Here is a 20891-nt window from a genome sequence, read left to right on the forward strand (position 1 = left end):
CCGGGTGATGTCGCCGTCGTAGTGGTCGAGCACCCGGTGGTCCATCAGCCGGCGCCACAGCGGCGGGAAGTAGGTCACCGCGATCAGCGAACCGTAGCCGGCCGGCAGGTTGGGCGACTCCGCCATGCTGCGCAGCGTCTGGTAGCGCCGGGTCGGGTTGGCGTGGTGGTCGCTGTGGCGCTGCAGGTGGTAGAGGAACAGGTTGGTGACCAGGTGGTCGGAGTTCCAGCTGTGCTGCGGCGTGCAGCGCTCGTAGCGGCCGTTCTCCCGCTTCTGGCGCACCAGCCCGTAGTGCTCGAGGTAGTTCACCGACTCCAGCAGCGAGAACCCGTAGATCGCCTGGATGACGATCAGCGGCACCAGCGCCGGACCGAAGACCGCGAGCAGCGCACCCCAGAACACGATCGACATGGCCCAGGCGTTGAGCACGTCGTTGCCCGGCCAGGTCAGCGGGTTCCACGGGTTCTTGCCGGCCCGGCGGATGCGCTGGGCCTCCAGGTGCAGCGCCGAGCGCAGGCTGCCGAACACGGTGCGCGGCAAGAACTCCCAGAACGTCTCGCCGAAGCGGGCCGACGCCGGGTCCTCCGGGGTGGCCACCCGCACGTGGTGGCCGCGGTTGTGCTCGATGTAGAAGTGGCCGTACCACACCTGGGCCAAGGTGATCTTGGACAGCCAGCGCTCCAGGGTGTCCCGCTTGTGGCCCAGCTCGTGGGCGGTGTTGATGCCCACCCCGCCGACGGTGCCGACCGTGAGGGCCACCCCGATCTTGCCCAGCCAGCCCAGGCCGCCGTCGAAACCCAGCCAGCTCAGGTCCGCGGCGGTGAACAGGTAGGCCCCGAACAGCACACTGGCGTACTGGAACGGAATGTAGGCGTAGGTCGCGTACCGGTAGTACTTGTCGTTCTCCAGCCGGGCCATCGCCTCATCGGGCGGGTTGTGGCCGTCGACGCCGACCCACAGGTCCAGCGTGGGCAGCAGCACGTAGAGCAGGATCGGCCCGATCCACAGCGGCAGCTGCGCGGCGGTGTGCCAGCCGGCCTGGTTGAGGCCCCAGCTGATCGGCAGCACCAAGAACAGCATGGTGGGCACGAACAGGCCCAGCAGCCACAGATAGCGTTTCCGGTCCCGCCAGGCGGCGGGCGCGGCGGCGACGGCGGCGTCGCCGGGATGTGTTGTCGTTGTCACGTCGAATCCCTCTTCCAGCGATATGGGCGTTGCTGGTTTCAGCCTCGCAACGACACCGCGGCACATCGACGTGTCCAGCCGCTCAACTTCGGGGGCGGTGTTGGTTCCCGGCGACAAACGCCGCGGTGACCGCCCCTAACCGGGCGCGGATCAGGGGGCGCGGTAGCCCGGCGGGTTGACGTCGTCGACCCACAGGTCCACCCCCAGCTCGCCGCCGGGTACGCAGTCATACACCGACAGGTCGGTCACCCCGGATTCGAGCAGCACGTCCTCGCAGAGCAGCGAGTGTCCGGTGAACTCGCCGGCCGGGCGGGTGATCACCGCGTAGGCGGCGTCGGCGTAGACCTCGGGTTTGCGGGCGCGGGCCATCGCCTCGTCCCCGCCGAGCAGGTTCTGCACCGCGGCGGTGGCGACCATGGTGCGCGGCCACAGCGTGTTGGAGGCGATGCCGTCGGCCCGCAGTTCCTCGGCCATGCCCAGCGCGCACAGCGTCATCCCGAACTTGGCCATCATGTACGCGGTCGGTTTCAGCCACTGCGGCTCCAGCCGGATCGGCGGCGACAGCGTCAGGATGTGCGGGTTCTCCCGGCCCCGCAGGTGCGGGATGCAGGCCTGCGACACCGCGTAGGTGCCGCGCACCTGGATGCCGTTCATCAGGTCGAACCGTTTCAGCGGCACCTCGGTGATCGAGCCCAGGTTGATCGCCGAGGCGTTGTTGACGCAGACGTCGATCCCGCCGAACTGCTCGACGGCCTGCGCCACCGCCGACTGAACCGACTCCCCGTCGCGGATGTCGCCGACGATCGGCAGCGCCTGCCCGCCGGCCTCCTCGATCTCGCGGGCCGCGGTGTAGACGGTCCCGGGCAACTTGGGGTGCGGCTCGGCGGTCTTGGCGATCAACGCGACATTGGCGCCGTCGCGGGCGGCCCGGGTGGCGATCGCCAACCCGATCCCGCGACTCGCCCCGGAGATGAACATGGTTTTCCCGGCTAGCGACATGGGCCCAGCCTAGGTCGCGCGGAGGTCGGCGGTGACCGCCTCGGTCAATTCGATCAGGTCGCCGGGCGCCACCGCCACATCCCGGCCGCCGCGGCCCGGGAACAACCGCCCGCGAGCGCGGTGTTGTGGGGGACAGTCGCCGCCGGTCGCCGCTGCGCGCCGCGGCGCACCCCGTAGGATCGAGCGAAGGAGAGTCGCGGTGTTGACTGCGTGTCTGCAACGCCCGAGGGAAGGGACGGCGATGGCCGACATCGATGGTGCGGATTCGGCACCGTCGGAGACCAGCCCCGACACCGGGTTCGCGGCGCACGACGAGGAGGACACCAACCGGGCGCCCGACGAGACCGACGAGGAGCTCACCGCGCGCTTCGAACGCGACGCGATCCCACTGCTCGACCAGCTCTACGGCGGCGCCCTGCGGATGACGCGCAACCCCGCCGACGCCGAGGACCTGCTGCAGGAAACCATGGTGAAGGCCTACGCCGGGTTCCGCTCGTTTCGGGCCGGCACCAACCTCAAGGCGTGGCTGTACCGGATCCTGACCAACACCTACATCAACAGCTACCGCAAGAAGCAGCGGCAGCCGGCCGAGTACCCGGCCGAGGAGATCACCGACTGGCAGATCGCCTCGGCCGCCCAGCACTCCTCGCGCGGGCTGCGCTCGGCGGAGATCGAGGCCCTCGAGGCGCTGCCGGACACCGAGATCAAGGCGGCGCTGCAGGCGCTGCCCGAGGATTTCCGGATGGCGGTGTACTACGCCGACGTCGAAGGGTTCCCCTACAAGGAGATCGCCGAGATCATGGGCACCCCGATCGGGACGGTGATGTCCCGGCTGCACCGTGGCCGCCGGCAACTGCGCAACCTGCTGACCGACGTCGCCAAGGACCGGGGCTTCCTCCGTGGTGACCGCGCCGCCGAGGAGGTGTCGTCGTGACCGACTTCGCATGTGGGTGTGGTTCCCCCGACGCCGAGCACCCCGGTTCCGGCGTGGACTGCGCCGAGGTGATGGCCGAGGTGTGGACGCTGCTCGACGGCGAATGCACCGCCGAGTCCCGGGACCGGCTGCGCCAGCACCTGGAGAACTGCCCCGGCTGCCTGCGCGAATACGGGGTCGAGGAGCGGATCAAGGTGCTGATCGCCACCAAGTGCAGCGGGGAGAAGGCCCCGCAGGGGCTGCGCGAACGGCTGCGGGTGGAGATCCGCCGGACCACCATCGTCCGCGAACTGGGCTGACCGGCGCGCCCCGCCGGGTCAGGAGTTGGGGCGCTTGCCGTGGTTGGCTTTGCTGTGCTTGCGGTCGCGCTTCTTGCGGCCTCGTTTGGCCATGGGAGCCACCTCCGGGCGGTCGGGTCGGATCGGATCGGAAAAACACCGATCGTTCCCCACCAGTTTCGCACGCCGGTGCCGCCGGACTCCGCGTGCCCTGTTGACGGGCGCGGGCCGACGGTTGTGGTTCGATATACGGGCAGCGACTGACCACCGGAACGAGCGGAGTGAAGATGGCCGAAGACGTTCGGGCCGAGATCGTGGCGAGTGTGCTCGAAGTCGTGGTCGCCGAGGGCGACGAGATCAACGCCGGTGACACCGTCGTGCTGCTGGAGTCGATGAAGATGGAGATCCCGGTGCTCGCGGAGGTGGCCGGCACCGTCACCAAGGTCAGTGTCGCGGTCGGCGACGTCATCCGCGCCGGCGACCTGATCGCAGTCATCGGCTAGCCACCGGAGCCCGGCGGTGTCGACCCTCGGCAATCTGCTCGCCGACCACACGGTGCTGCCCGGCGGCGCCGTCGACCACCTGCACGCCGTGGTGGGGGAGTGGCAGCTGCTGGCCGACCTGTCCTTCGCCGACTATCTGATGTGGGTGCGCCGCGACGCCGACACGCTGGTGTGCGTGGCGCAGTGCCGGCCCAACACCGCGACGACCATGCTGCAGACCGACGCGGTCGGCACCGTGGTCACCGCCGACGAGGTGCCCCTGGTCGACCGCACCTTCCGGACCGGGACGATCCGCCGCGAGCAGGTGACCCGGCGGCTGGCCCTGTCGGACACCGCGATGAGCGTGGAAGCGGTCCCGGTGCGCTACGGCGAGCAGGTGGTGGCGGTGTTGACCCACCAGGCCGCCGTCGCCGAGCGGCGCGGCTCCAGCCCGCTGGAGACCGCCTACCTCGACTGCGCCCGCGACCTGCTGCACATGCTCGCCGAGGGCACCTTCCCGATCGGGGACCTGGCCATGTCGCGCTCCACGCCCCGGGCCGGGGACGGGTTCATCCGGCTCGGGGTCGACGGCACGGTGCGCTACGCCAGCCCCAACGCGCTGTCGGCGTATCACCGGATGGGGCTGAAATCGGACCTGACGGGCCAGGACCTGATCGCCGCCACCCGGCCGCTGATCTCCGACTCGTTCGAGGCCGCGGAGCTGGCCGAGCACGTCCGCGAATCGCTGACCGGCGGGTCGGGGATGCGCATGGAGGTCGACGCCGGCGGAGCCGCGGTGCTGCTGCGCACCCTGCCGCTGCTCACCGGGGGCACCCCGGTGGGAGCGGCGGTGCTCATCCGCGACGTGACCGAGGTCAAGCGGCGCGACCGGGCCCTGCTGTCCAAGGACGCCACCATCCGCGAGATCCACCACCGGGTGAAGAACAACCTGCAGACCGTGGCGGCGCTGCTGCGCCTGCAGGCCCGCCGCATCACCAACCCCGAGGGCCGCGAGGCGCTGATCGAATCGGTGCGGCGGGTGGCCTCGATCGCCCAGGTGCACGACGCGCTGTCCATGTCGGTGGACGAGGAGGTCAACCTCGACGACGTGATCGACCGGATCCTGCCGAGCATGAACGACGTCGCGACCGTGGACACCCCGATCCGCATCACCCGCACCGGGGCGCTGGGGGTGCTCGACGCCGACCGGGCCATGGCGCTGGTCATCGTCATCACCGAGCTCGTGCAGAACGCGATCGAGCACGCCTTCGACCCGGCCGCCGCGCAGCGCTGCGTCACCATCCACGCCGACCGGTCGGCGCGCCGGCTCAAGGTGGTGGTGCGCGACGACGGCCGCGGCCTGCCCGACGGCTTCAGTCTGGAGAAGTCCGACCGGCTCGGCCTGCAGATCGTGCAGACCCTGGTCGCCGCGGAGTTGGACGGGACGCTGGCGATGCAGCCCACCGGCACGTCTGGCGGCACCGACGTGGTGGTGCGGATCCCGATCGGGCGGCGCAGCCGGCTTTCGCACCGGCCGCCGGCATAACCCGGGCATAACAATGCGGCCCCGACGAATCGGGGCCGCATCGGTGGAGAAAGCTTCGATCAGACGCTGCTGCGCGCGCGGGTCCGCGCGTTGCGCCGCTTGAGGGCACGCCGCTCGTCCTCGCTCATGCCGCCCCACACGCCGGCATCCTGTCCGGTCTCCAGTGCCCAGGACAGGCATTCGGTGACCACCGGGCAGCGCGCACAGACCAGCTTGGCTTCGGCGATCTGCGCGAGGGCCGGGCCGCTGTTTCCGACCGGGAAGAACAGTTCCGGGTCCTCGTCGCGACAGACGGCCTTGTGGCGCCAATCCATAATCTCGTTACTCCTCACGTGTGTGCGCAGCACGGCGCACCGGCATTTCTCTTCGGCTGTTTTTCCGGGCGCAAAAAAGTCTGTGAACTGTTGCATCCGACCGTGTGATCGTTGCACAGCCTCGACAGATGTCAATAGGAACACTTATCCAAGTGGGCGATATCACGTCCCGGTTACGGGCTGGTCACGCGCTGTTCGCCGGGCGACACCCGGATTATTCCGCCGAAAGCGGTGCACTAAACTAAACGCACCGGCAACCCGGCCAACGTCATTTCTGCAGGTCGACGGGGGATTTCGCGGGTGGCGCCACCACGCTCAAAGCATCCGGCACGGAGCGGAAAGTCATGTCGGTCCGCGTCCCCAGGTAGTCCCCGTCGATCTGGCTGGCGATCGGTGTGTCCTGACTCACCACCCGCAGTTCGGCCACGTCGTCGTCGCGGATGAGGTGTTTGAACTCCAGCTTGGGCTTCTTGGCGAGCATCTGGCGTACCAGCCGCAGACTGGGCAGCACCTTCATGCTGGTGGTGGCGAACACGCCGAGCCCGGTCTCGTAGGTGGTCTCCGGGTTGGTCCACACCGGGCGGGCGTTGGCGTAGGTCCACGGGCTGGTGTTGGAGACGAACACGAAATGCACCCCGGTGGCCGGCTCCCGGCCGGGCAGGTGCAGGGTCAGCTTCGGATCCCGGCGGCTGCTGGCCAGCACCGCGGGCACCGCAGCGCGCACGTAGCGCGACATGGTGACCCCGCGTCCGGCGCGGCGGCGGGCCTCGACCGCGGCCACCACCTCCCCGTCGACGCCCATCCCGGCGCCGAAGACCGCCCAGCGCTCCCCGCAGTCGATCAACCCGACCCGGCGCCAGGCGCGCTGCGGACCGTGCGCGTCGAGCAGGTCGATCAGCTGGTTGGTCGCCACCACCGGGTCCGCGGCGATGCCCAGCGAGCGGGCGAAGACGTTGGCCGATCCGCCGGGCACCACCGAGATCGCCGGCAGCGGCCCGGCGGGCAGCGGTCCGGGCGGGCCGAGCAGCCCGTTGACCACGCCGTGCACGGTGCCGTCGCCGCCGTGCACGATCACCAGATCGACCCCGTCGGCCGCGGCGGCCCGCACGATCTCGGCGCCGTGACCGGGGTGGCCGGTCTGCTCGACCCGCAGGTGCAGCCGGCTCTGCAGGGCGTGGACCAGCAGGTCGCGCCCGGCGGGGGTGGTGGAGGTGGCGTTGGGGTTGACGATCAGTACGGCGCGCACGGATGCCGAGTCTAGAGCGTGCCGGCAGCGCCGCCGTTAGGTAACGATTTGATAACATAGCTCGGGTTAGCCAAGGGCGCGTTGCCGCCATGCTTTGTGCTGGTTGAGTCGGTGCCGAAGCGGGTATCCGGCAGGCGTGAGCTGTGGCGGCGGTTTGATCGGGAACTGAACATGTGCCTACGGTCGTTGTACCGAGAGCGCTGAGTTGATGACTGACGACGAATTCGGATTGTGGTGACTACTAACTCGTTATGTACCTCGATGGGCAAGTGAGCCGGACTCCACGGACCGAGTCGTTGCGTCCCCCCCACGGTGCGGACGCGCTGGGCATGCGCGATCTGGCGGAAGCCACCGGTGTGCTGGACGTCAACTCGACCTACGCATACCTGCTGATGGCCACCGATTTCGCGGCCACCTCGATCGTCGCCGACCGCGACGGCGAGGTCTGCGGCTTCATCACCGGCTACCACCCGCCCGACCGGCCCGAAGTGCTGTTCGTCTGGCAGGTGGCGGTGGCCGATTCCGCGCAGGGCACCGGGCTGGCCAGCGCCATGCTCGACGCGCTGGTGCACCGGGTGCGCGCCGACCGCCACGGCCACCCGATCACCGTGGAGACCACGGTGACGCCGAGCAACGAGGCGTCGCGGGCCTTCTTCGGCGCGTTCGCCCGCCGCCACGGCGTCGCCCTGACCGAGCATGACGGCTTCGGTGCCGAACTCCTCGACACCGACGGTGGCCACGAGGACGAACCGCTGCTGCGCATCGGTCCACTCGCCGAACCGCTGGCGGAGACCACGGCGAGGACCACTGCGAGCCCTAACTGATTTATGGAGATGGAGGATCCCATGACCACCCTGACCCCTGCGTCGGAAACCGACCTGCCCGCTGTGTTCAGCGAAGTCGAGTCGGAGGTACGCAGCTACTGCCGCGGCTGGCCGGCCACGATGGCCACCGCCAGCGGTTCCTGGATCACCGACACCGAGGGCCGCAAGTACCTCGACCTGTTCGGTGGGGCCGGCGCGCTGAACTACGGCCACAACAACCCGGTGCTCAAGGAGCCGCTGCTGGAGTACCTGGCCTCCGACGGGATCGTGCACTCGCTGGACATCGCGACGGTGGCCAAGCAGCACTTCCTGGAGACCTTCCAGGGCACCATCCTCAAGCCGCGCAACCTGGACTACAAGGTGCAGTTCCCGGGTCCGACCGGCACCAACGCCGTCGAGGCGGCCCTGAAGTTGGCCCGGAAGGTGACCGGACGCGAGTCGATCATCAGCTTCACCAACGCTTTTCACGGCATGACGCTGGGATCGCTGTCGGTGACCGGGAACTCGATGAAGCGGGCCGGTGCGGGCATCCCGCTGGTGCACGCCACCCCGATGCCCTACGACAACTACTTCGGTGGCGTCACCGAGGACTTCCAGTGGTTCGAGCGGGTTCTCGACGACTCCGGCAGCGGGCTGAACCGGCCGGCCGCGGTGATCGTGGAGACCGTGCAGGGTGAGGGCGGGCTCAACGTCGCCCGGGTGGAGTGGCTGCAGGCCCTCGCCGAACTCTGCCGCAAGCGCGACATCCTGCTGATCGTCGACGACGTGCAGATGGGCTGTGGCCGCACCGGTCCGTTCTTCAGCTTCGAGGAGGCCGGTCTGACCCCCGACATCGTGACGCTGTCCAAGTCGATCAGCGGGTACGGACTGCCGATGGCGCTCACCCTGTTCAAGCGGGATCTCGACGTGTGGTCCCCCGGGGAGCACAACGGGACCTTCCGCGGCCAGAACCCGTCGTTCATCACCGCGACCAAGGCGATCGAGACCTACTGGGCGGACTCGCAGTTCGAGAAGGACACGATCGCCAAGGGCGACTTCATGCGGGAGCGGCTCAACGGCATCGCCGCCAACCACGAGGGCGTCAAGGCCCGGGGCCGCGGTATGGCCCAGGGGCTGAAGTTCGACACCGCCGAACACGCCAACGCGGTCTGCGCGGCGGCCTTCGAGCGCGGCGCCATGATGGAGACCAGCGGCCCCTCCGACGAGGTCGTCAAACTGCTTCCGCCGCTGACCACTTCGCACGCCGACCTCGACACCGGCATGGACATCATCGCCGACGCCGTTTCGGCTGTCGTCCGCTGACCGAGAGGAAAAAACCCCCGATGATTGTTCGCACCACCGAGGAGATCACCGGCACCGAGCGCGACGTCTCCGACGGCACCTGGCGCTCCAAGCGCATCGTGCTCGCCGACGACGGTGCCGGCTTCTCGTTCCACGAGACCACCATCGAAGCCGGTTCGGTGAACCAGTTCCACTACCAGCACCACATCGAGGCGGTGTGGCTGGTGGAGGGCAAGGGCACGCTCACCAACCTGGAGAACGGTGAGCAGTTCCCGCTCGCCGCCGGTTCGATGTACCTGCTCGACGGCCACGAACGGCACCGCATCGACTGCGAGGAACAGATGCGGATGCTGTGTGTGTTCAACCCCCCGGTGACCGGACGGGAGGTTCACGACGAAAACGGCGCCTATCCCGCCCCTGCCCAGCAGGCATGACGCAGGCGACACTCACAGGCGTAGAAGACCGTTACCCCACCCGGCTCGGGCACGCGATCAGTCCGGTCCCGCGGACCGAGCCGACCGTGTGGGGCGACCCCCTCGACGGGCCGCTGAACCGGGCGGCGCTGAACCGATTCGCCGAACACGGCTACCTGATCAACCCGGGCACCGTCGGCGACGACACGCTGCCGCTGTTGCAGCGCGAACTGGAGTGGCTCGGCGCCGAACTCGACGCCGATGACCCGCGCGCGGTCCGCGAACCCGGCGGCGGGATCCGCTCGGTGTTCGCCCCGCATCTGCTCAGCGACCTGGTTGCCGAGGTGATCCGGTTGGACACCGTGCTGCCGATCGCCCGCCAACTGCTCGGCGGTGACGTCTACATCCACCAGGCGCGGATCAACATGATGCCCGGTTTCACCGGAAGCGGGTTCTACTGGCACTCCGACTTCGAGACCTGGCACGCCGAGGACGGCATGCCCGAGATCCGGGCGGTGTCCTGCTCGATCGCGCTGACCGACAACTACCCCTACAACGGGTCGCTGATGCTCGTGCCCGGCTCGCATCGGACGTTCTACCCGTGCGTGGGGGCGACGCCGGAGAACAACTACGAGACCTCGCTGGTCAGCCAGGACATCGGGGTGCCCGACCGGGACACCCTGGTCAAGGTCGTCGACCAGCACGGGATCGACCAGTTCGTCGGCCCGGCGGGCAGCGCGCTGTGGTTCGACGCCAACCTGCTGCACGGGTCGGGCTCCAACATCACCCCGCTGCCCCGCTCGAATGTGTTCCTGGTGTTCAACTCGGTGCACAACCCGCTGGCCGAGCCGTTCTGCGGCGCCCGGCGCCGACCCGAGTACCTCGCCTCCCGCGACCCGGTGGCTACGCTGGCGCTGTGAGTGTCATCCCCCCCGAAGGGGTACGCAAAGCCGGCTTCATCGTCGCCGCCGAAGGGGTGCTCGCGCTGCTCGCCGCGCTGGTGCTGGTGCTGCGCGGGATGGCCGGGTCCGACCAGTCCATGGTCAACGGCTTCGGCACCGCCGTCTGGTTCCTGCTGATCGGCGGGGCGGTGCTGGCCGCCGGTGCCGCGCTGGTGCGCGGCCGGGTGTGGGGCCGCGGCATCGCGGTGTTCGCACAGCTGTTGCTGCTGCCGGTGGCCTGGTACCTGGCGGTCGGCTCGCACCAGTGGGCCTACGGCATCCCGGTCGCGGTGGTCGCGTTCACGGTGCTGGGCCTGCTGTTCAGCCCGGCCGCGGTGGCCTGGACCGCCGGGCGGGGTCAGCCCGATCCGGCCAACCCGGCCAGTTCCGGGCCCGACAACCGGTAGGTGGTCCACTCCCGCTGCGGCTGCGCCCCGACCTGCTCGTAGAGCGCGATCGCGTCGGTGTTCCAGTTGAGCACCGCCCACGACAGCCGGGTGTAACCGCGCTGCACGCACAGCCGGGCCAGCGTGGCCAGCAGCGCCCGGGCCACGCCGCGCCGCCGGAACGCCGGACGCACGAACAGGTCTTCCAGGTGCACTCCCGCCATTCCGTCCCAGGTGGAGAAATTCGTGAACCACACCGCGATCGCCGCCGCGGCGCCGTCGACGTGCGCCAGATGGGCGTGCGCGCTCACCGGTTCGACGAACAACGCGGTGTGCAACTGGGTCTCGGTCACCGTGCATGCCTCGGCGGCACCCTCGAAGGCGGCGAGCTCGTGCACCATCGCGGTGATCGCCGGGACGTCGCCGGGTGTTGCCGGCCGGATCTCCAGGCTCATCGCCGCACCTCGAGGGCGTTGAGGATCGCGCCGAATTTCGTTGTCGTTTCGGCTACTTCGTCGTCGGGGTCGGATTCGGCGACGATCCCGCCGCCGGATCGGGCGAAGGCGCCACGACGGTCGGCGCTCAGCTGAGCGCCCCGCAGCGACACCATCCACCGCCCGTCGCCGCGCGCGTCGCACCATCCGGTGGCCCCCGCGTAGAACCCGCGGTCCCCCTCGAGGGCGCCGATCATCGCCACCGCGTCGGGCGTGGGCACGCCGCCGACCGCCGGGGTGGGATGCAGCCGCAGCGCCAGGTCCAGCGCGGTGGTCGCCGGGTCGCGCAGCCGGCCGCTGATCGGGGTGCTCAGGTGCCACAGGGTGGCGGTGCGGCCCAGGCGCGGGGCGGAGGTGATCGTCAACTCGGTGCACAGCGGTTCGAGCAGGGCCCGCATCGTGTCGATGACCAGCTGGTGCTCGTGGCGGTCCTTGCCGGACGCCGCCAGCGCGGCCGCGTTGTCCCGGTCCCGGTCGGGGTCGGCCGAGCGGGGTGCGGACCCGGCGAACGGCCGGCAGCTGAGCCGATCGCCCCGGCGGGTCACCAGCAGTTCCGGGCTGGCGCCCACCAGCGCCGCGCCCCGGTAGGCCGGGCCGGCGGGGGAGAGGTCCACCAGGTAGCCGTCGGCGGTGGGATCGGCGGCCACCAGCCGCGCCAACACGGTGCGGGCGTCCAGCGGCGCGTCGGCGGCCAGGCGCAGCCCGCGGGCCAGCACCACTTTGTGCAGCACCGGGTCCGGCCGGCGCAGCTCGGTCAGCGCGGCCGCCACCCGGCGGCGGTGTTCGGCGGCGCTGGGCTCCTCGGCCTCGACCCGCACCGTCGGCAGCGGGCCGGCCGGCCAGTCCGGCAACGTGTCGCGGCGGGCCAGGGTCTGCGGGCAGAACAGGGCGGCCGGCGCACCGTCATGAAACGGCAACGCCCCCACCACGATTGCGGCTTCACCGGTGCGCAGCGCGGCGCGGGCCGCGTCGACGTCGGGGTAGTGGGCGCCGAACCCGTACCCGATCAGGGTGCCCTCCGGCCCGCTCAGCACGAACTGCGGTTCGGTGTCGGGCAGCGTGTCGTCCTCGGGGGTGGTCACGGCCCGGCCAGCCCCAGCGCCAACAGCTGGTGCCCGCCGTGTTCGAACCCGGCCACCGCCACCGACGCGGCCGCCATCGCGAACCCGGCGCCGGCGGCGACCGGCAACCCCAGCCACCGGGCGATCACCGCCCGGGAGAAGTGGCTGTGCCCGACGAAGACCACGTCGTGCTCGACCATCCGGTCCAGGGCGATGCGGATCGCCCGGTCGGCGCGCCTGCCGACCTCCTCGACCGATTCGCCCTCGGGGCAGCCGTGGGTCCACACCAGCCAGTCCGGGACGCTCTCGCGGATCTGTTCGGTCGTGCGGCCCTCGTAGGCGCCGTAATCCCACTCCGCGAGCAGTTCGGTGGTCTCGGTGACGTGCAGCCCGGCCAGCTCGGCGGTGGTGCGGGCGCGTTGGCGCGGGCTGCACAGCACCAGCGGGTCGACCAGATCCAGCCCGCGCAGCACCGGCGCGACCGCCTGCGCGCGCCGCCGGCCGTAGTCGGTGAGCGCCAGGTCGGTCCGGCCGGTGTGCCTGCCGGTCTTGGACCATTCGGTCTCGCCGTGGCGCAACAGCAGCAGCCGGGCAGCGGGCCGGGAGAGCGCGACGGTCACGCCGACCGATTCTGCCCGAACCATCCCCCACGGGCACCGCTGGGCATGACAGGATGGCGGGGATCGCCGGTGACGGCGGTGAACCGTGTGGCGGGGAGGAGCGGCGTGACGCAGATGCGGGTGCTGGCGGTGGCCAACCAGAAGGGCGGAGTGGCCAAGACGACGACGGTAGCCTCGCTCGGTGCGGCGCTCACCGACGCCGGGTCGCGGGTGCTGCTGGTCGACCTGGACCCGCAGGGCTGTCTGACGTTCTCGCTGGGCACCGACCCGGATTCGTTGCCGGCGTCGGTGCACGAGGTGCTGCTCGGCGACGTGGAACCGGACGCGACGCTGGTCGAGACCGCCGAGGGCATGACCCTGCTGCCGGCCAACATCGACCTGGCCGGCGCCGAGGCGATGTTGCTGATGCGCGCCGGGCGTGAGTACGCGCTCAAACGGGCGCTGGCCAAGCTCGCCGACCGGTTCGACGTGGTGCTCATCGACTGTCCGCCGTCGCTGGGGGTGTTGACCCTCAACGGCTTGACCGCCGCCGACGAGGTCATCGTCCCGCTGCAGTGCGAGACCCTGGCCCACCGCGGGGTGGGCCAGTTGCTGCGGACGGTTTCCGACGTGCAGCAGATCACCAACCCGGAGCTGGCCCTGCTCGGGGCGCTGCCCACGCTGTACGACTCGCGCACCACCCACAGCCGCGACGTGTTGCTCGACATCGCCGACCGCTACGGCCTGGCGGTGCTGGCGCCGCCGATCCCGCGCACGGTGCGCTTCGCCGAGGCCAGCGCCTCGGGCGCCTCGGTGCTCGCGGCGCGTAAGAACAAGGGCGCGGAGGCCTACCGGGAGCTGGCCGAGGCGCTGGTCAAGCATTGGAAGACCGGCAAGGCGATGCCGACGTTCGCCCCCGAGGTCTGAGCCACCCGACGCGTCCTATTCGCCGAGCGCCACCAGCGTCGGGCCGCGCTGCTCGAGCACCAGGCCGCCGGAGACCGCCGGGTACACCGCGCTGAACTCGGCCGGCCGGCGCACCGGGATGGTCCGCTCGTACTCGCCGGTGTCCGGGTGGTAGACCGCGATACCGTCGGTGACCGGGATGAGCATCCGGTTGGCCATCAGCGCCGCCGGGCCCAGCGGCACCGCGCCGTCGCGGGCGCCGACGGTGTAGCGGTAGCGCAGGTCCGCGGGGTCGAACACCAGCACCGCGTCCCCGGTCCACCAGGTGATCAGGTCGCCGGGTTTGGACACCGCGAACGCGGTCGGCGGCGCGGTCAGCGCGGTGCTGGCGATCGTCGAGCCGGTCTCGTCGATGATGTCCACGTGCGGTGCCGGGGTGGGCAGATACACCGCGGTGGTGGTGTCGGCGACGGCCACGACCCGGGCGCCGGAGTCGGCGTCGAGGGTGGGCAGCGGCACATCGCGCTGCTCGGGCTCGTCCTCGTCCTTGCCCGGGCGCAGCAGCCGCAGCTGCAGGCCGGGCTGCTCCCCGCAGCTCTCCAGTACCGATACCGCCGACGGGCTGGCCGCCGCGGAGGTCAGGGTGCAGCCGCTGCCCAGCCGGCGCGCGGAGGGTTTGACCGGCGCGTCGATCTCGCCGAAGGAGAGCATCCGGACCAGGTCGGAGCGCCACATCTCCAGTCGGGTCGCGCCGAGGGCGAGCACCGTGGTGCCGTCGGAGCTCAACCGGACCTGCTTGTCGGCGTAGCTGCTGCGGGTCGGGCCGCGTTGCCCGGTGGCGCCGTCGACGGCGCTGACCTGCCCGCAGCCCCGGCGGTCGGGGTAGACCGCCAGCGCGTACTTGTAGACCCAGCTGACCCCGCACAGGTCGGCGCCGCGCGCGTAGCTCCACAGCTCGGCGCCGGTCCGCGGATCACGGCCGCTCATCTGGGCGCCCGCGCCGGTGACGACGACCCCGCCGACCAGCACCGGGCGGGTGGTCGCCGGGCTGGGGGCGGCCCAGAGCTCGTGCAGGGCGGTGGGCAACGCGATGGCCGAGGGCCGGTTGGTGGCCGGCTCGGCGGCCGGCCTGCTGACGGTGTGCCGGGCGTCGCTGACCCACCAGATCAGGGTCGCGGCGAGGGCGAGGACCACGACGATGGTGGCGGCGGCGATCAGGTCGCCGGTGGTACGGCGCTCCGGTCGAACCATCGGGGGTCAGCCGCTGGTCAGCTGGTGCCGGTGGCGGCGCTGTCGGCGGTCTTGCGGGGCCGACGACGCCGGCGGCGTTTGCGGGGCGCGTCCCCGCCGGCCGACCGTTCCGCGGCCGCCGCGTCGTCCGCCGCGCCGGCGCCGGCCGAGTCGGCGGGCGATGAATCGGTGGCCGCCGGCGTCGACCCGTTCTCGCTCACCGGTTTGCCGGCGCGGGTGCGTCGCCGTGAGCGGGTGCGCGGCCGGGCGGCCCGCTCCCCGCGGCTGCGCTCGGCGCCGCCGCGCTCGGGGCGCCGGCCCGGCGAGCGGCGCGGCTTGCCGATCCGGCCGGTGACGTCGTCGGGGATGTCGAGCTCGGTGTACAGGTGCGGCGAACTGGAGTAGGTCTCGGCCGGGTCGGGGCAGTCCAGGTCGAGTTCCTTGTTGATCATCGTCCAGCGGGCCAGCTCGTCCCAGTCGACCAGGGTGACCGCGACGCCGGTCTTGCCGGCCCGGCCGGTGCGCCCGATGCGGTGCACGTAGGTCTTCTCGTCGTCAGGGCACTGGTAGTTGATGACGTGGGTGACATCGTCGATGTCGATGCCGCGGGCGGCGACGTCGGTGGCGACCAGCACGTCGCTCTCCCCGGACCGGAAGGCGCTGAGCGCGGTCTCCCGGGCGCCCTGGCCGAGGTCGCCGTGCACCGCGCCGACCTTGAAGCCCCGCTCGGCGAGGTCGTCGGCGACCTTCTGGGCGGTGCGCTTGGTGCGGGTGAAGATCATGGTGGCGCCGCGGCCGCGGGCCTGCAGCACCCGGCTGACCAGCTCCACCTTGTCCAGCGCGTGGGCGCGGTAGACGAACTGCTCGGTGGCGTCGTGCACCGCCGAGGAGTGCGGCGCCTCGGCGCGGATGTGGGTGGGCTGGTTCATGAAGCTGCGGGCCAGGGTGACGATGGGGTCGGGCATGGTCGCCGAGAACAGCATCGCCTGCCGCTGGTCGGGGATCTGGGCCAGAATCCGCTCGATGTCAGGCAGAAAGCCCAGGTCGAGCATCTCGTCGGCCTCGTCGAGCACCAGCACCGACAGCCCGCCGAGCTGCAGGTGGCCCTGCTGGGCCAGGTCGAGGAGCCGCCCGGGCGTGCCGACGACGACGTCGACGCCGGCCTGCAGCGCCTCGATCTGCGGTTCGTAGGGCCGCCCGCCGTAGATCGACACCACCGACAGCGGCCGGACGGTGCCGTCGTCGCCGGGGTTGGACTCGGTGCTCAGGTGCTTCGCGGCGCCGGCCAGGTCGTCGTAGACCTGCAGGCACAGCTCCCGGGTGGGCACCACGATCAGGGCGCGGGGCGTGCCGGTCAGCGGGCGGGTGGTGTCGGCGCAGATGCGGTGCAGCAGCGGCACCCCGAACGCGAAGGTCTTGCCCATGCCGGTGCGGGCCTGACCGATCAGGTCGTCGCCGCTCAACGCGAGCGGCAGGGTCAGCTCCTGGATGGCGAACGGCCGTTCGATGCCGCGCTCGGCCAGGGCGCGCACGATCTCCTCGCGGACGCCGAGCTGGGCGAATGTCTGTTCAGGATGGGTGGTGATGGGTGTCATGCGGGGGGCAACAGCCTTTCCGGGGTCGCGATCGCGGTTCATATCGTCGAGCGCGCACGAGTCCAGACTGCCGGAGATGTCGCCGATTCGCGGGGCCGCAAAGTGGGCCGCCCGCCGGGCCGGTCGGGCCAAGAAGTGCACGCACATTTCCTGTGGCATCGGCATGGCATGCCGTTACCGTCCCCCCAGCATAGCGGGTCGAGGCGGCGCGCCCGACCAGGTGGGCGCGCCCGGGGGTCCCGCGGGCGCGTTGAGGGCCCGCGCCGAGGCTTTAGAGTGGGCACGATGACCCCGCTTCCGCCCTCCGACGAGGTGACCGTGGCGCCCGCGACGCGGCTGCCCGCCGACCACCCCGGTATCGACGAGTTGCTCTCGCTGCTGGCCTACGGCGAGGTGGCGGCCTTCTACCGGCTCACCGAGGAAGCCCGGATGGCCCCCGACCTGCGGGGCCGCATCTCGATGGGCAGCATGGCGGCCGCCGAGATGCGCCACTACGAACTGCTGCGCGACACCTTGCAGCAGCGCGGGGTCGAGGTGCTGCCCGCGATCAGCAAGCACGCGTCGACCCTGGACGGCTACCACCGGTTGACCATGCCGAGCACCTGGCTGGAGGCGCTGGTCAAGACCTATCTCGGTGATGCGCTGGCCGCGGACTTCTACCGGCAGATCGCCGACGTGCTGCCCGAGGAGGTGGCCGGCGTGGTGCGCGAGGTGCTCTCGGAGACCCAGCACTCGCAGTTCGTCGTCGCGGAGGTGCGGGCCGCGGTGACCGCCAGCGCCAAACAACGCAGTCGGCTGGCGCTGTGGTCGCGGCGACTGCTCGGGGAGGCGATCACCCAGGCCCAGCACGTGCTGGCCGACCGCGAGGAGATGGTGGACCTGGTGGTCGAGGGCACCGGCGGGCTCGGCGAGCTCACCGTGTTCTTCGACCGGTTACAGCAGTCCCACGACGCCCGGATGCGCGAACTCGGGCTGGCCTGACCCGCTCAGCGGGTGCAGGTGGCGATCATCGAGTTGGTGGCGGTCTGGCGCAGCAGCTGACCGGTGCCGTCGGTGATCGCGCAGTTGAGCTGGGAGTGCACGCTGGTGGCGGTCACCGAGGTGATGTTCACCCCGGGGTTGAGCACCACCCGCCGCGACCACGGCAGCGCCACGTTCAGGTCGGTGCGCGGAAAACCCTGTTCATCGGTGTAGACGACGGTCACCAGGTCCAGCAGGGACTTGGTGCCGGTCACCGTGTAGGTGATGACGCGCCGCTGCTCCGCCGGTGCGGTGGTGCTGGTCGGCGGGGGCGGCGGGGGCGCCGAGGTGGTGCTGGGCGCGGCGGTGGTGGTCGGCGTGGTCGGCGTGACCGTGGTGATGGTCTCGGGCGGCAGTGAGCCGGTCGGCGCGGGCGCGGGCGGCGGGGTGGCGATCACCGTGCGGGTCGGCGGGGAGGACACCGTGCCCGCGGTGCCGCCGTTGCCGCCGCTTTGCAGGATCACCGCGGTGGCCACCAGGGCGGCCGCCAGCACCAGCCCGGCGGTGATGGCCACCGGGCGCCACCGGCCACCGTCGTCGGGGTAGTCCGCGTACTCGTCGTAGTCCGCGTAGTCCCCGTCGTCCTCCGCGTAGTCCGGGTAGTAGTCGGCGTAGTCGGGGTAGTCGGCGGGCGCCGGGCCGGTCTGGGCGCCGAAGCCGCGGTAGGGCGCCAGCGGTTCCCGTTCGGCGCCGTAGCCCCGGTAGCCGGGGTGGTTGCGGTAGTCGCGCCGGGCCCCCTCGACCCGACCGCGGCCGGAGTGCGGGCCGCGGTCGCGTTGACGGGAGTCCAAGTCGGTCACAGCGCCGACGGTAGCGGCACCCCGGCCCGCTCCCGCGCCGACGCGCCTGCCCGTTAGCGAACCGTTACCGCAGCTGGGGACGGTTTTCCGGATGCCAGCCGCGGCGCCGGGACCGCGGTCGATTAACCTGCACTAACCTGCTCAGGTGGGGGACGTCTACCAAAGGAAAGGGGCCGGCGTGGAGGTCAAGATCGGGATCACCGACAGCCCGCGCGAGCTGGTTTTCACCAGCGCGCAGACACCCGACGAGGTCGAGGGGGTGCTCACCGCGGCGCTGCGCGACGGCTCGGAGGTGGTGACCTTCACCGACGAGAAGGGCCGCCGCTTCCTGATCTTCGCCGCGAAGATCGCCTACGTCGAGATCGGCACCGCCGACGCCCCGCGGGTCGGCTTCGGCATCGGCGCCACCGCAGCGGTCAAGCGCACCAAAACCAGCTGAGAGAAAACCAGCTGAGGGCCGGACCGTCGGCTCAGGACCGGGTCAGCGGCACGTGGGAGAGCCCACCCCAGGCGAACTGCACGGTGCCCTCCACCGCGTCCGCCTTGGTGATCGGCCGGTCGTTGGAGAGCCAATACCGCGCGCAGTCGACGCTGATCGCCACCAGCCCCACGGCGATCATGCGCGCCCGGTGCGGATCGAGACCGGAGTCGGCGCTGATCAGATCGAAAATGGCGTCGATACACGATTCGGTGGCCACCCGCACTTGCGCCGCGACCTGCGGCTCGCTGATGTAGTCGTTCTCGAAGATCAGCCGGTAGCCCTGGCCGTCGTGCTCGATGAAGTCGAAGAACGCCCCCACCGCCGCGCGCAACCGCTGCTGGTTGTCGGTGGTGGTGCGCAGCGCCTGGCGCACCCCGGAGACCAGGTTGTCCACGTGGCGCTGCAGCACCGCCAGGTACAACTCCAGTTTCGACGAGAAATGCTGGTAGAGCACCGGTTTGCTGACCCCGGCCCGGTCGGCGATCTCGTCCATCCCGGCGGCGTGGTAGCCGCGGTAGACGAAAACCTCGCTCGCAGCGACAAGTAACTGGCTGCGCCGCTCATCGCGGGGCAACCGGTTACCGCGCCGGTGCGTTCCGCGTGAGCCGCTCCGCTCGGCTTTGGCAAGATCGCTCATCTAGATCCTCAATCTGGGTTCCGCGGCCACCGGCCGCCGTCACCGCCTTGACACTACTCTGAACCCGCCGCCCGCCCGGGGCGCACACCCCGCGCCGCGCATCCGCCCGCGGCGTCGGGCGCGCCGAGAATCCCAGGTTGCGGCCGGTTGTGTCATTCTGGAGCGGTGACCTACGAACCGGTGCGGCACGTGGGCAGCGCCGGTCAGGTGCCGGTGCTCCACGATCGATGGCGGGAGCCGCTGCGCGCCCAGCGCGACCCGCTGGCGGGCGGATCCGGCCGCCCGCGCGCCGCCCGTGACCGTCGCCGCTGGCGGAAACAGACCTGGCTGGGCCGGTTCGTGTCGACCTACGGCTGGCGGGCCTACGCGCTGCCGGCGCTCATCGCGCTCACCGCGGTGGTGCTCTACCAGACGGTCAGCGGCACCAGCGCGCCCGGCCCGGACAGCGAGGAGCCGGTGCAGGGCCCGCCGACGATCGGGTCGTCGGGCACCGCGATCATCGGCGCCCCGCCGCGCGGCCTGACCCAGTTCGACGCCAACCTGCCCACCGGCAAACTGCCCGTCGGCGGCCCCTACACGGTCGCCGGCAACAAGTCCTGGCACATCGTGCCCGGCGCGATGGGGCCGATCGGTCAGGGCCTGGACAAGACCTTCACCTACACCATCGAGGTCGAGGACGGCATCGACACCTCGGCGTTCGGCGGTGACTTCGCGTTCGCGACCATGGTCGACAAGACGCTGAGCAACCCCAAGAGCTGGATCCACAACACCCAGTTCGGGTTCTCCCGCGTCGACGCCGCCAGCGGCGTCGAACCCGACTTCCGGATCTCGCTGACCTCGCCGATGACCGTGCGGGAGGGCTGCGGTTACGAGATCGAGCTGGAGGCCTCCTGCTACAACCCCGCCTACGGCGCCGACCGGGAGGCCCGGGTGTTCATCAACGCCGCCCGCTGGGAGCGCGGCGCGATGTCGTTCCAGGGCGACAACGGCTCCTACCGGCAATACCTGATCAACCACGAGGTCGGCCACGCCATCGGCTACGAACGCCACGAGCCCTGCGAGAAGCAGGACGCGCTGGCGCCGATCATGATGCAGCAGACGTTCTCCACCGCCAACGACGACGCCGCCCTGTTCGACCCGGACTCGGTGCACCCCGACGGCAAGATCTGTCGGTTCAACCCCTGGCCGTACCCGATCGCCTGATCCGGCGGGCGGGCGGCAGGAAGGTTCCGGACCGGT

25 protein-coding genes are annotated in these 20891 nt (G+C 70.9%); 13 read left to right on the forward strand and 12 right to left on the reverse strand.

The window, feature by feature from the left end; genetic code table 11:
* Both A5643_RS12295 and A5643_RS12300 read right to left on the reverse strand, forming a co-directional pair.
* A partial coding sequence (locus A5643_RS12295) for an alkane 1-monooxygenase (RefSeq protein WP_082948931.1) occupies positions 1 to 1251 on the reverse strand: 1251 nt, incomplete at its 3' end.
* Between the two features lie 84 nt (positions 1252 to 1335).
* Positions 1336 to 2184, reverse strand: coding sequence for an SDR family oxidoreductase (locus tag A5643_RS12300; protein WP_066855685.1), 849 nt, complete (start codon positions 2182 to 2184; stop codon positions 1336 to 1338).
* Between the two features lie 241 nt (positions 2185 to 2425).
* Here A5643_RS12300 and A5643_RS12305 point away from each other — a divergent pair, with 241 nt between their 5' ends.
* On the forward strand, positions 2426 to 3118 hold the full coding sequence (locus A5643_RS12305; RefSeq protein ID WP_066855688.1) for a sigma-70 family RNA polymerase sigma factor: 693 nt from the start codon (positions 2426 to 2428) through the stop codon (positions 3116 to 3118).
* Entirely contained in the window at positions 3115 to 3417 is a 303-nt protein-coding gene (gene rsrA, locus A5643_RS12310; RefSeq protein WP_231995552.1) for a mycothiol system anti-sigma-R factor, read from the forward strand. Before A5643_RS12305 ends, rsrA begins: the two co-directional genes overlap by 4 nt.
* An 18-nt stretch (positions 3418 to 3435) precedes the next feature.
* Here rsrA and A5643_RS19020 read toward each other — a convergent pair whose 3' ends face one another.
* The gene (locus A5643_RS19020; protein WP_085976515.1) at positions 3436 to 3510 is read right to left on the reverse strand and encodes a 50S ribosomal protein bL37; all 75 of its coding nucleotides are present in this window, start codon (positions 3508 to 3510) and stop codon (positions 3436 to 3438) included.
* A gap of 173 nt (positions 3511 to 3683) precedes the next feature.
* On the opposite strand from A5643_RS19020, the gene A5643_RS12315 reads away from it, so the two are divergent.
* Both A5643_RS12315 and A5643_RS12320 read left to right on the forward strand, forming a co-directional pair.
* Positions 3684 to 3899 carry a biotin/lipoyl-binding carrier protein gene (locus A5643_RS12315; RefSeq protein WP_066855799.1) on the forward strand — a complete coding sequence of 72 codons (216 nt, stop codon included), beginning with the start codon at positions 3684 to 3686 and terminating at the stop codon, positions 3897 to 3899.
* A gap of 16 nt (positions 3900 to 3915) precedes the next feature.
* Positions 3916 to 5424 carry a sensor histidine kinase gene (locus A5643_RS12320; protein WP_066855693.1) on the forward strand — a complete coding sequence of 503 codons (1509 nt, stop codon included), beginning with the start codon at positions 3916 to 3918 and terminating at the stop codon, positions 5422 to 5424.
* A gap of 59 nt (positions 5425 to 5483) precedes the next feature.
* On the opposite strand, the gene A5643_RS12325 is transcribed toward A5643_RS12320, so the two are convergent.
* Both A5643_RS12325 and A5643_RS12330 read right to left on the reverse strand, forming a co-directional pair.
* Positions 5484 to 5738, reverse strand: coding sequence for a WhiB family transcriptional regulator (locus A5643_RS12325; protein ID WP_066855696.1), 255 nt, complete (start codon positions 5736 to 5738; stop codon positions 5484 to 5486).
* A 268-nt stretch (positions 5739 to 6006) separates the two neighbouring features.
* Positions 6007 to 6984 (reverse strand): diacylglycerol/lipid kinase family protein, encoded by a 978-nt coding sequence (locus A5643_RS12330; RefSeq protein WP_066855699.1) that lies wholly within the window; start codon positions 6982 to 6984, stop codon positions 6007 to 6009.
* A 251-nt stretch (positions 6985 to 7235) separates the two neighbouring features.
* On the opposite strand from A5643_RS12330, the gene ectA reads away from it, so the two are divergent.
* From ectA to A5643_RS12355, 5 genes are read left to right on the forward strand one after another with little or no spacing between them, the layout of a single operon-like run.
* Positions 7236 to 7808, forward strand: coding sequence for a diaminobutyrate acetyltransferase (gene ectA / locus A5643_RS12335; protein ID WP_066855702.1), 573 nt, complete (start codon positions 7236 to 7238; stop codon positions 7806 to 7808).
* Between the two features lie 21 nt (positions 7809 to 7829).
* The gene (gene ectB, locus A5643_RS12340; RefSeq protein ID WP_066855802.1) at positions 7830 to 9110 is read left to right on the forward strand and encodes a diaminobutyrate--2-oxoglutarate transaminase; all 1281 of its coding nucleotides are present in this window, start codon (positions 7830 to 7832) and stop codon (positions 9108 to 9110) included.
* A 20-nt stretch (positions 9111 to 9130) separates the two neighbouring features.
* Complete coding sequence (locus A5643_RS12345) at positions 9131 to 9523, forward strand: ectoine synthase (RefSeq protein WP_066855705.1); 393 nt, start codon at positions 9131 to 9133, stop codon at positions 9521 to 9523.
* On the forward strand, positions 9520 to 10422 hold the full coding sequence (gene thpD / locus A5643_RS12350) for an ectoine hydroxylase (RefSeq protein WP_066855708.1): 903 nt from the start codon (positions 9520 to 9522) through the stop codon (positions 10420 to 10422). Before A5643_RS12345 ends, thpD begins: the two co-directional genes overlap by 4 nt.
* Complete coding sequence (locus A5643_RS12355) at positions 10419 to 10850, forward strand: hypothetical protein (protein WP_066855711.1); 432 nt, start codon at positions 10419 to 10421, stop codon at positions 10848 to 10850. The genes thpD and A5643_RS12355 overlap by 4 nt, the downstream gene beginning before the upstream one ends.
* Here A5643_RS12355 and A5643_RS12360 read toward each other — a convergent pair.
* From A5643_RS12360 to A5643_RS12370, 3 genes are read right to left on the reverse strand one after another with little or no spacing between them, the layout of a single operon-like run.
* Positions 10802 to 11284 (reverse strand): GNAT family N-acetyltransferase, encoded by a 483-nt coding sequence (locus tag A5643_RS12360; protein ID WP_066855714.1) that lies wholly within the window; start codon positions 11282 to 11284, stop codon positions 10802 to 10804. The two genes, A5643_RS12355 and A5643_RS12360, sit on opposite strands and share 49 nt — an antisense overlap.
* Positions 11281 to 12405, reverse strand: a complete 1125-nt coding sequence (locus A5643_RS12365; protein WP_231995554.1) for an isochorismate synthase — start codon at positions 12403 to 12405, stop codon at positions 11281 to 11283. Before A5643_RS12365 ends, A5643_RS12360 begins: the two co-directional genes overlap by 4 nt.
* Entirely contained in the window at positions 12402 to 13028 is a 627-nt protein-coding gene (locus A5643_RS12370) for an acid phosphatase (RefSeq protein WP_066855717.1), read from the reverse strand. Before A5643_RS12370 ends, A5643_RS12365 begins: the two co-directional genes overlap by 4 nt.
* Positions 13029 to 13109: 81 nt before the next feature.
* Here A5643_RS12370 and A5643_RS12375 point away from each other — a divergent pair, with 81 nt between their 5' ends.
* Positions 13110 to 13910: a ParA family protein gene (locus A5643_RS12375; RefSeq protein ID WP_066855720.1), complete on the forward strand. Its 801-nt coding sequence runs from the start codon at positions 13110 to 13112 to the stop codon at positions 13908 to 13910.
* A gap of 15 nt (positions 13911 to 13925) precedes the next feature.
* Here A5643_RS12375 and A5643_RS12380 read toward each other — a convergent pair whose 3' ends face one another.
* Together A5643_RS12380 and A5643_RS12385 are read right to left on the reverse strand one after the other, a co-directional pair.
* On the reverse strand, positions 13926 to 15140 hold the full coding sequence (locus A5643_RS12380; protein ID WP_066855723.1) for an Rv3212 family protein: 1215 nt from the start codon (positions 15138 to 15140) through the stop codon (positions 13926 to 13928).
* Positions 15141 to 15157: 17 nt separating this feature from the next.
* Positions 15158 to 16714 (reverse strand): DEAD/DEAH box helicase, encoded by a 1557-nt coding sequence (locus A5643_RS12385; RefSeq protein ID WP_066855726.1) that lies wholly within the window; start codon positions 16712 to 16714, stop codon positions 15158 to 15160.
* A gap of 285 nt (positions 16715 to 16999) precedes the next feature.
* Between A5643_RS12385 and A5643_RS12390 the strand changes: the two genes are divergently transcribed.
* Positions 17000 to 17695, forward strand: a complete 696-nt coding sequence (locus tag A5643_RS12390) for a ferritin-like fold-containing protein (RefSeq protein ID WP_066855729.1) — start codon at positions 17000 to 17002, stop codon at positions 17693 to 17695.
* Positions 17696 to 17700: 5 nt separating this feature from the next.
* Here A5643_RS12390 and A5643_RS12395 read toward each other — a convergent pair whose 3' ends face one another.
* Positions 17701 to 18534, reverse strand: coding sequence for a hypothetical protein (locus A5643_RS12395; RefSeq protein WP_082948927.1), 834 nt, complete (start codon positions 18532 to 18534; stop codon positions 17701 to 17703).
* A gap of 178 nt (positions 18535 to 18712) precedes the next feature.
* On the opposite strand from A5643_RS12395, the gene A5643_RS12400 reads away from it, so the two are divergent.
* Positions 18713 to 18973: a DUF3107 domain-containing protein gene (locus tag A5643_RS12400; protein WP_066855733.1), complete on the forward strand. Its 261-nt coding sequence runs from the start codon at positions 18713 to 18715 to the stop codon at positions 18971 to 18973.
* A gap of 31 nt (positions 18974 to 19004) precedes the next feature.
* Here the strand turns inward: A5643_RS12400 and fasR are convergent, their stop codons facing one another.
* Positions 19005 to 19652: an HTH-type transcriptional activator FasR gene (fasR, locus tag A5643_RS12405; RefSeq protein ID WP_066855736.1), complete on the reverse strand. Its 648-nt coding sequence runs from the start codon at positions 19650 to 19652 to the stop codon at positions 19005 to 19007.
* Between the two features lie 165 nt (positions 19653 to 19817).
* On the opposite strand from fasR, the gene A5643_RS12410 reads away from it, so the two are divergent.
* Positions 19818 to 20855: a DUF3152 domain-containing protein gene (locus A5643_RS12410; RefSeq protein WP_066855739.1), complete on the forward strand. Its 1038-nt coding sequence runs from the start codon at positions 19818 to 19820 to the stop codon at positions 20853 to 20855.
* Positions 20856 to 20891: the final 36 nt, after the last annotated feature.

The organism is Mycobacterium sp. 1274756.6, from assembly GCF_001668625.1.
GTDB lineage: Bacteria > Actinomycetota > Actinomycetes > Mycobacteriales > Mycobacteriaceae > Mycobacterium.

Bases quoted from the DNA above. Each gene is read 5' to 3' on its own strand.
- A5643_RS12300 (WP_066855685.1), bottom strand. From the start codon at position 2,184: ATGTCGCTAGCCGGGAAAACCATGTTCATCTCCGGGGCGAGTCGCGGG.
- A5643_RS12305 (WP_066855688.1), top strand. From the start codon at position 2,426: ATGGCCGACATCGATGGTGCGGATTCGGCACCGTCGGAGACCAGCCCC.
- A5643_RS12315 (WP_066855799.1), top strand. From the start codon at position 3,684: ATGGCCGAAGACGTTCGGGCCGAGATCGTGGCGAGTGTGCTCGAAGTC.
- A5643_RS12325 (WP_066855696.1), bottom strand. From the start codon at position 5,738: ATGGATTGGCGCCACAAGGCCGTCTGTCGCGACGAGGACCCGGAACTG.
- ectA (WP_066855702.1), top strand. From the start codon at position 7,236: ATGTACCTCGATGGGCAAGTGAGCCGGACTCCACGGACCGAGTCGTTG.
- ectB (WP_066855802.1), top strand. From the start codon at position 7,830: ATGACCACCCTGACCCCTGCGTCGGAAACCGACCTGCCCGCTGTGTTC.
- A5643_RS12345 (WP_066855705.1), top strand. From the start codon at position 9,131: ATGATTGTTCGCACCACCGAGGAGATCACCGGCACCGAGCGCGACGTC.
- thpD (WP_066855708.1), top strand. From the start codon at position 9,520: ATGACGCAGGCGACACTCACAGGCGTAGAAGACCGTTACCCCACCCGG.
- A5643_RS12360 (WP_066855714.1), bottom strand. From the start codon at position 11,284: ATGAGCCTGGAGATCCGGCCGGCAACACCCGGCGACGTCCCGGCGATC.
- A5643_RS12370 (WP_066855717.1), bottom strand. From the start codon at position 13,028: ATGGTTCGGGCAGAATCGGTCGGCGTGACCGTCGCGCTCTCCCGGCCC.
- A5643_RS12380 (WP_066855723.1), bottom strand. From the start codon at position 15,140: ATGGTTCGACCGGAGCGCCGTACCACCGGCGACCTGATCGCCGCCGCC.
- A5643_RS12385 (WP_066855726.1), bottom strand. From the start codon at position 16,714: ATGACACCCATCACCACCCATCCTGAACAGACATTCGCCCAGCTCGGC.
- A5643_RS12390 (WP_066855729.1), top strand. From the start codon at position 17,000: ATGACCCCGCTTCCGCCCTCCGACGAGGTGACCGTGGCGCCCGCGACG.
- fasR (WP_066855736.1), bottom strand. From the start codon at position 19,652: ATGAGCGATCTTGCCAAAGCCGAGCGGAGCGGCTCACGCGGAACGCAC.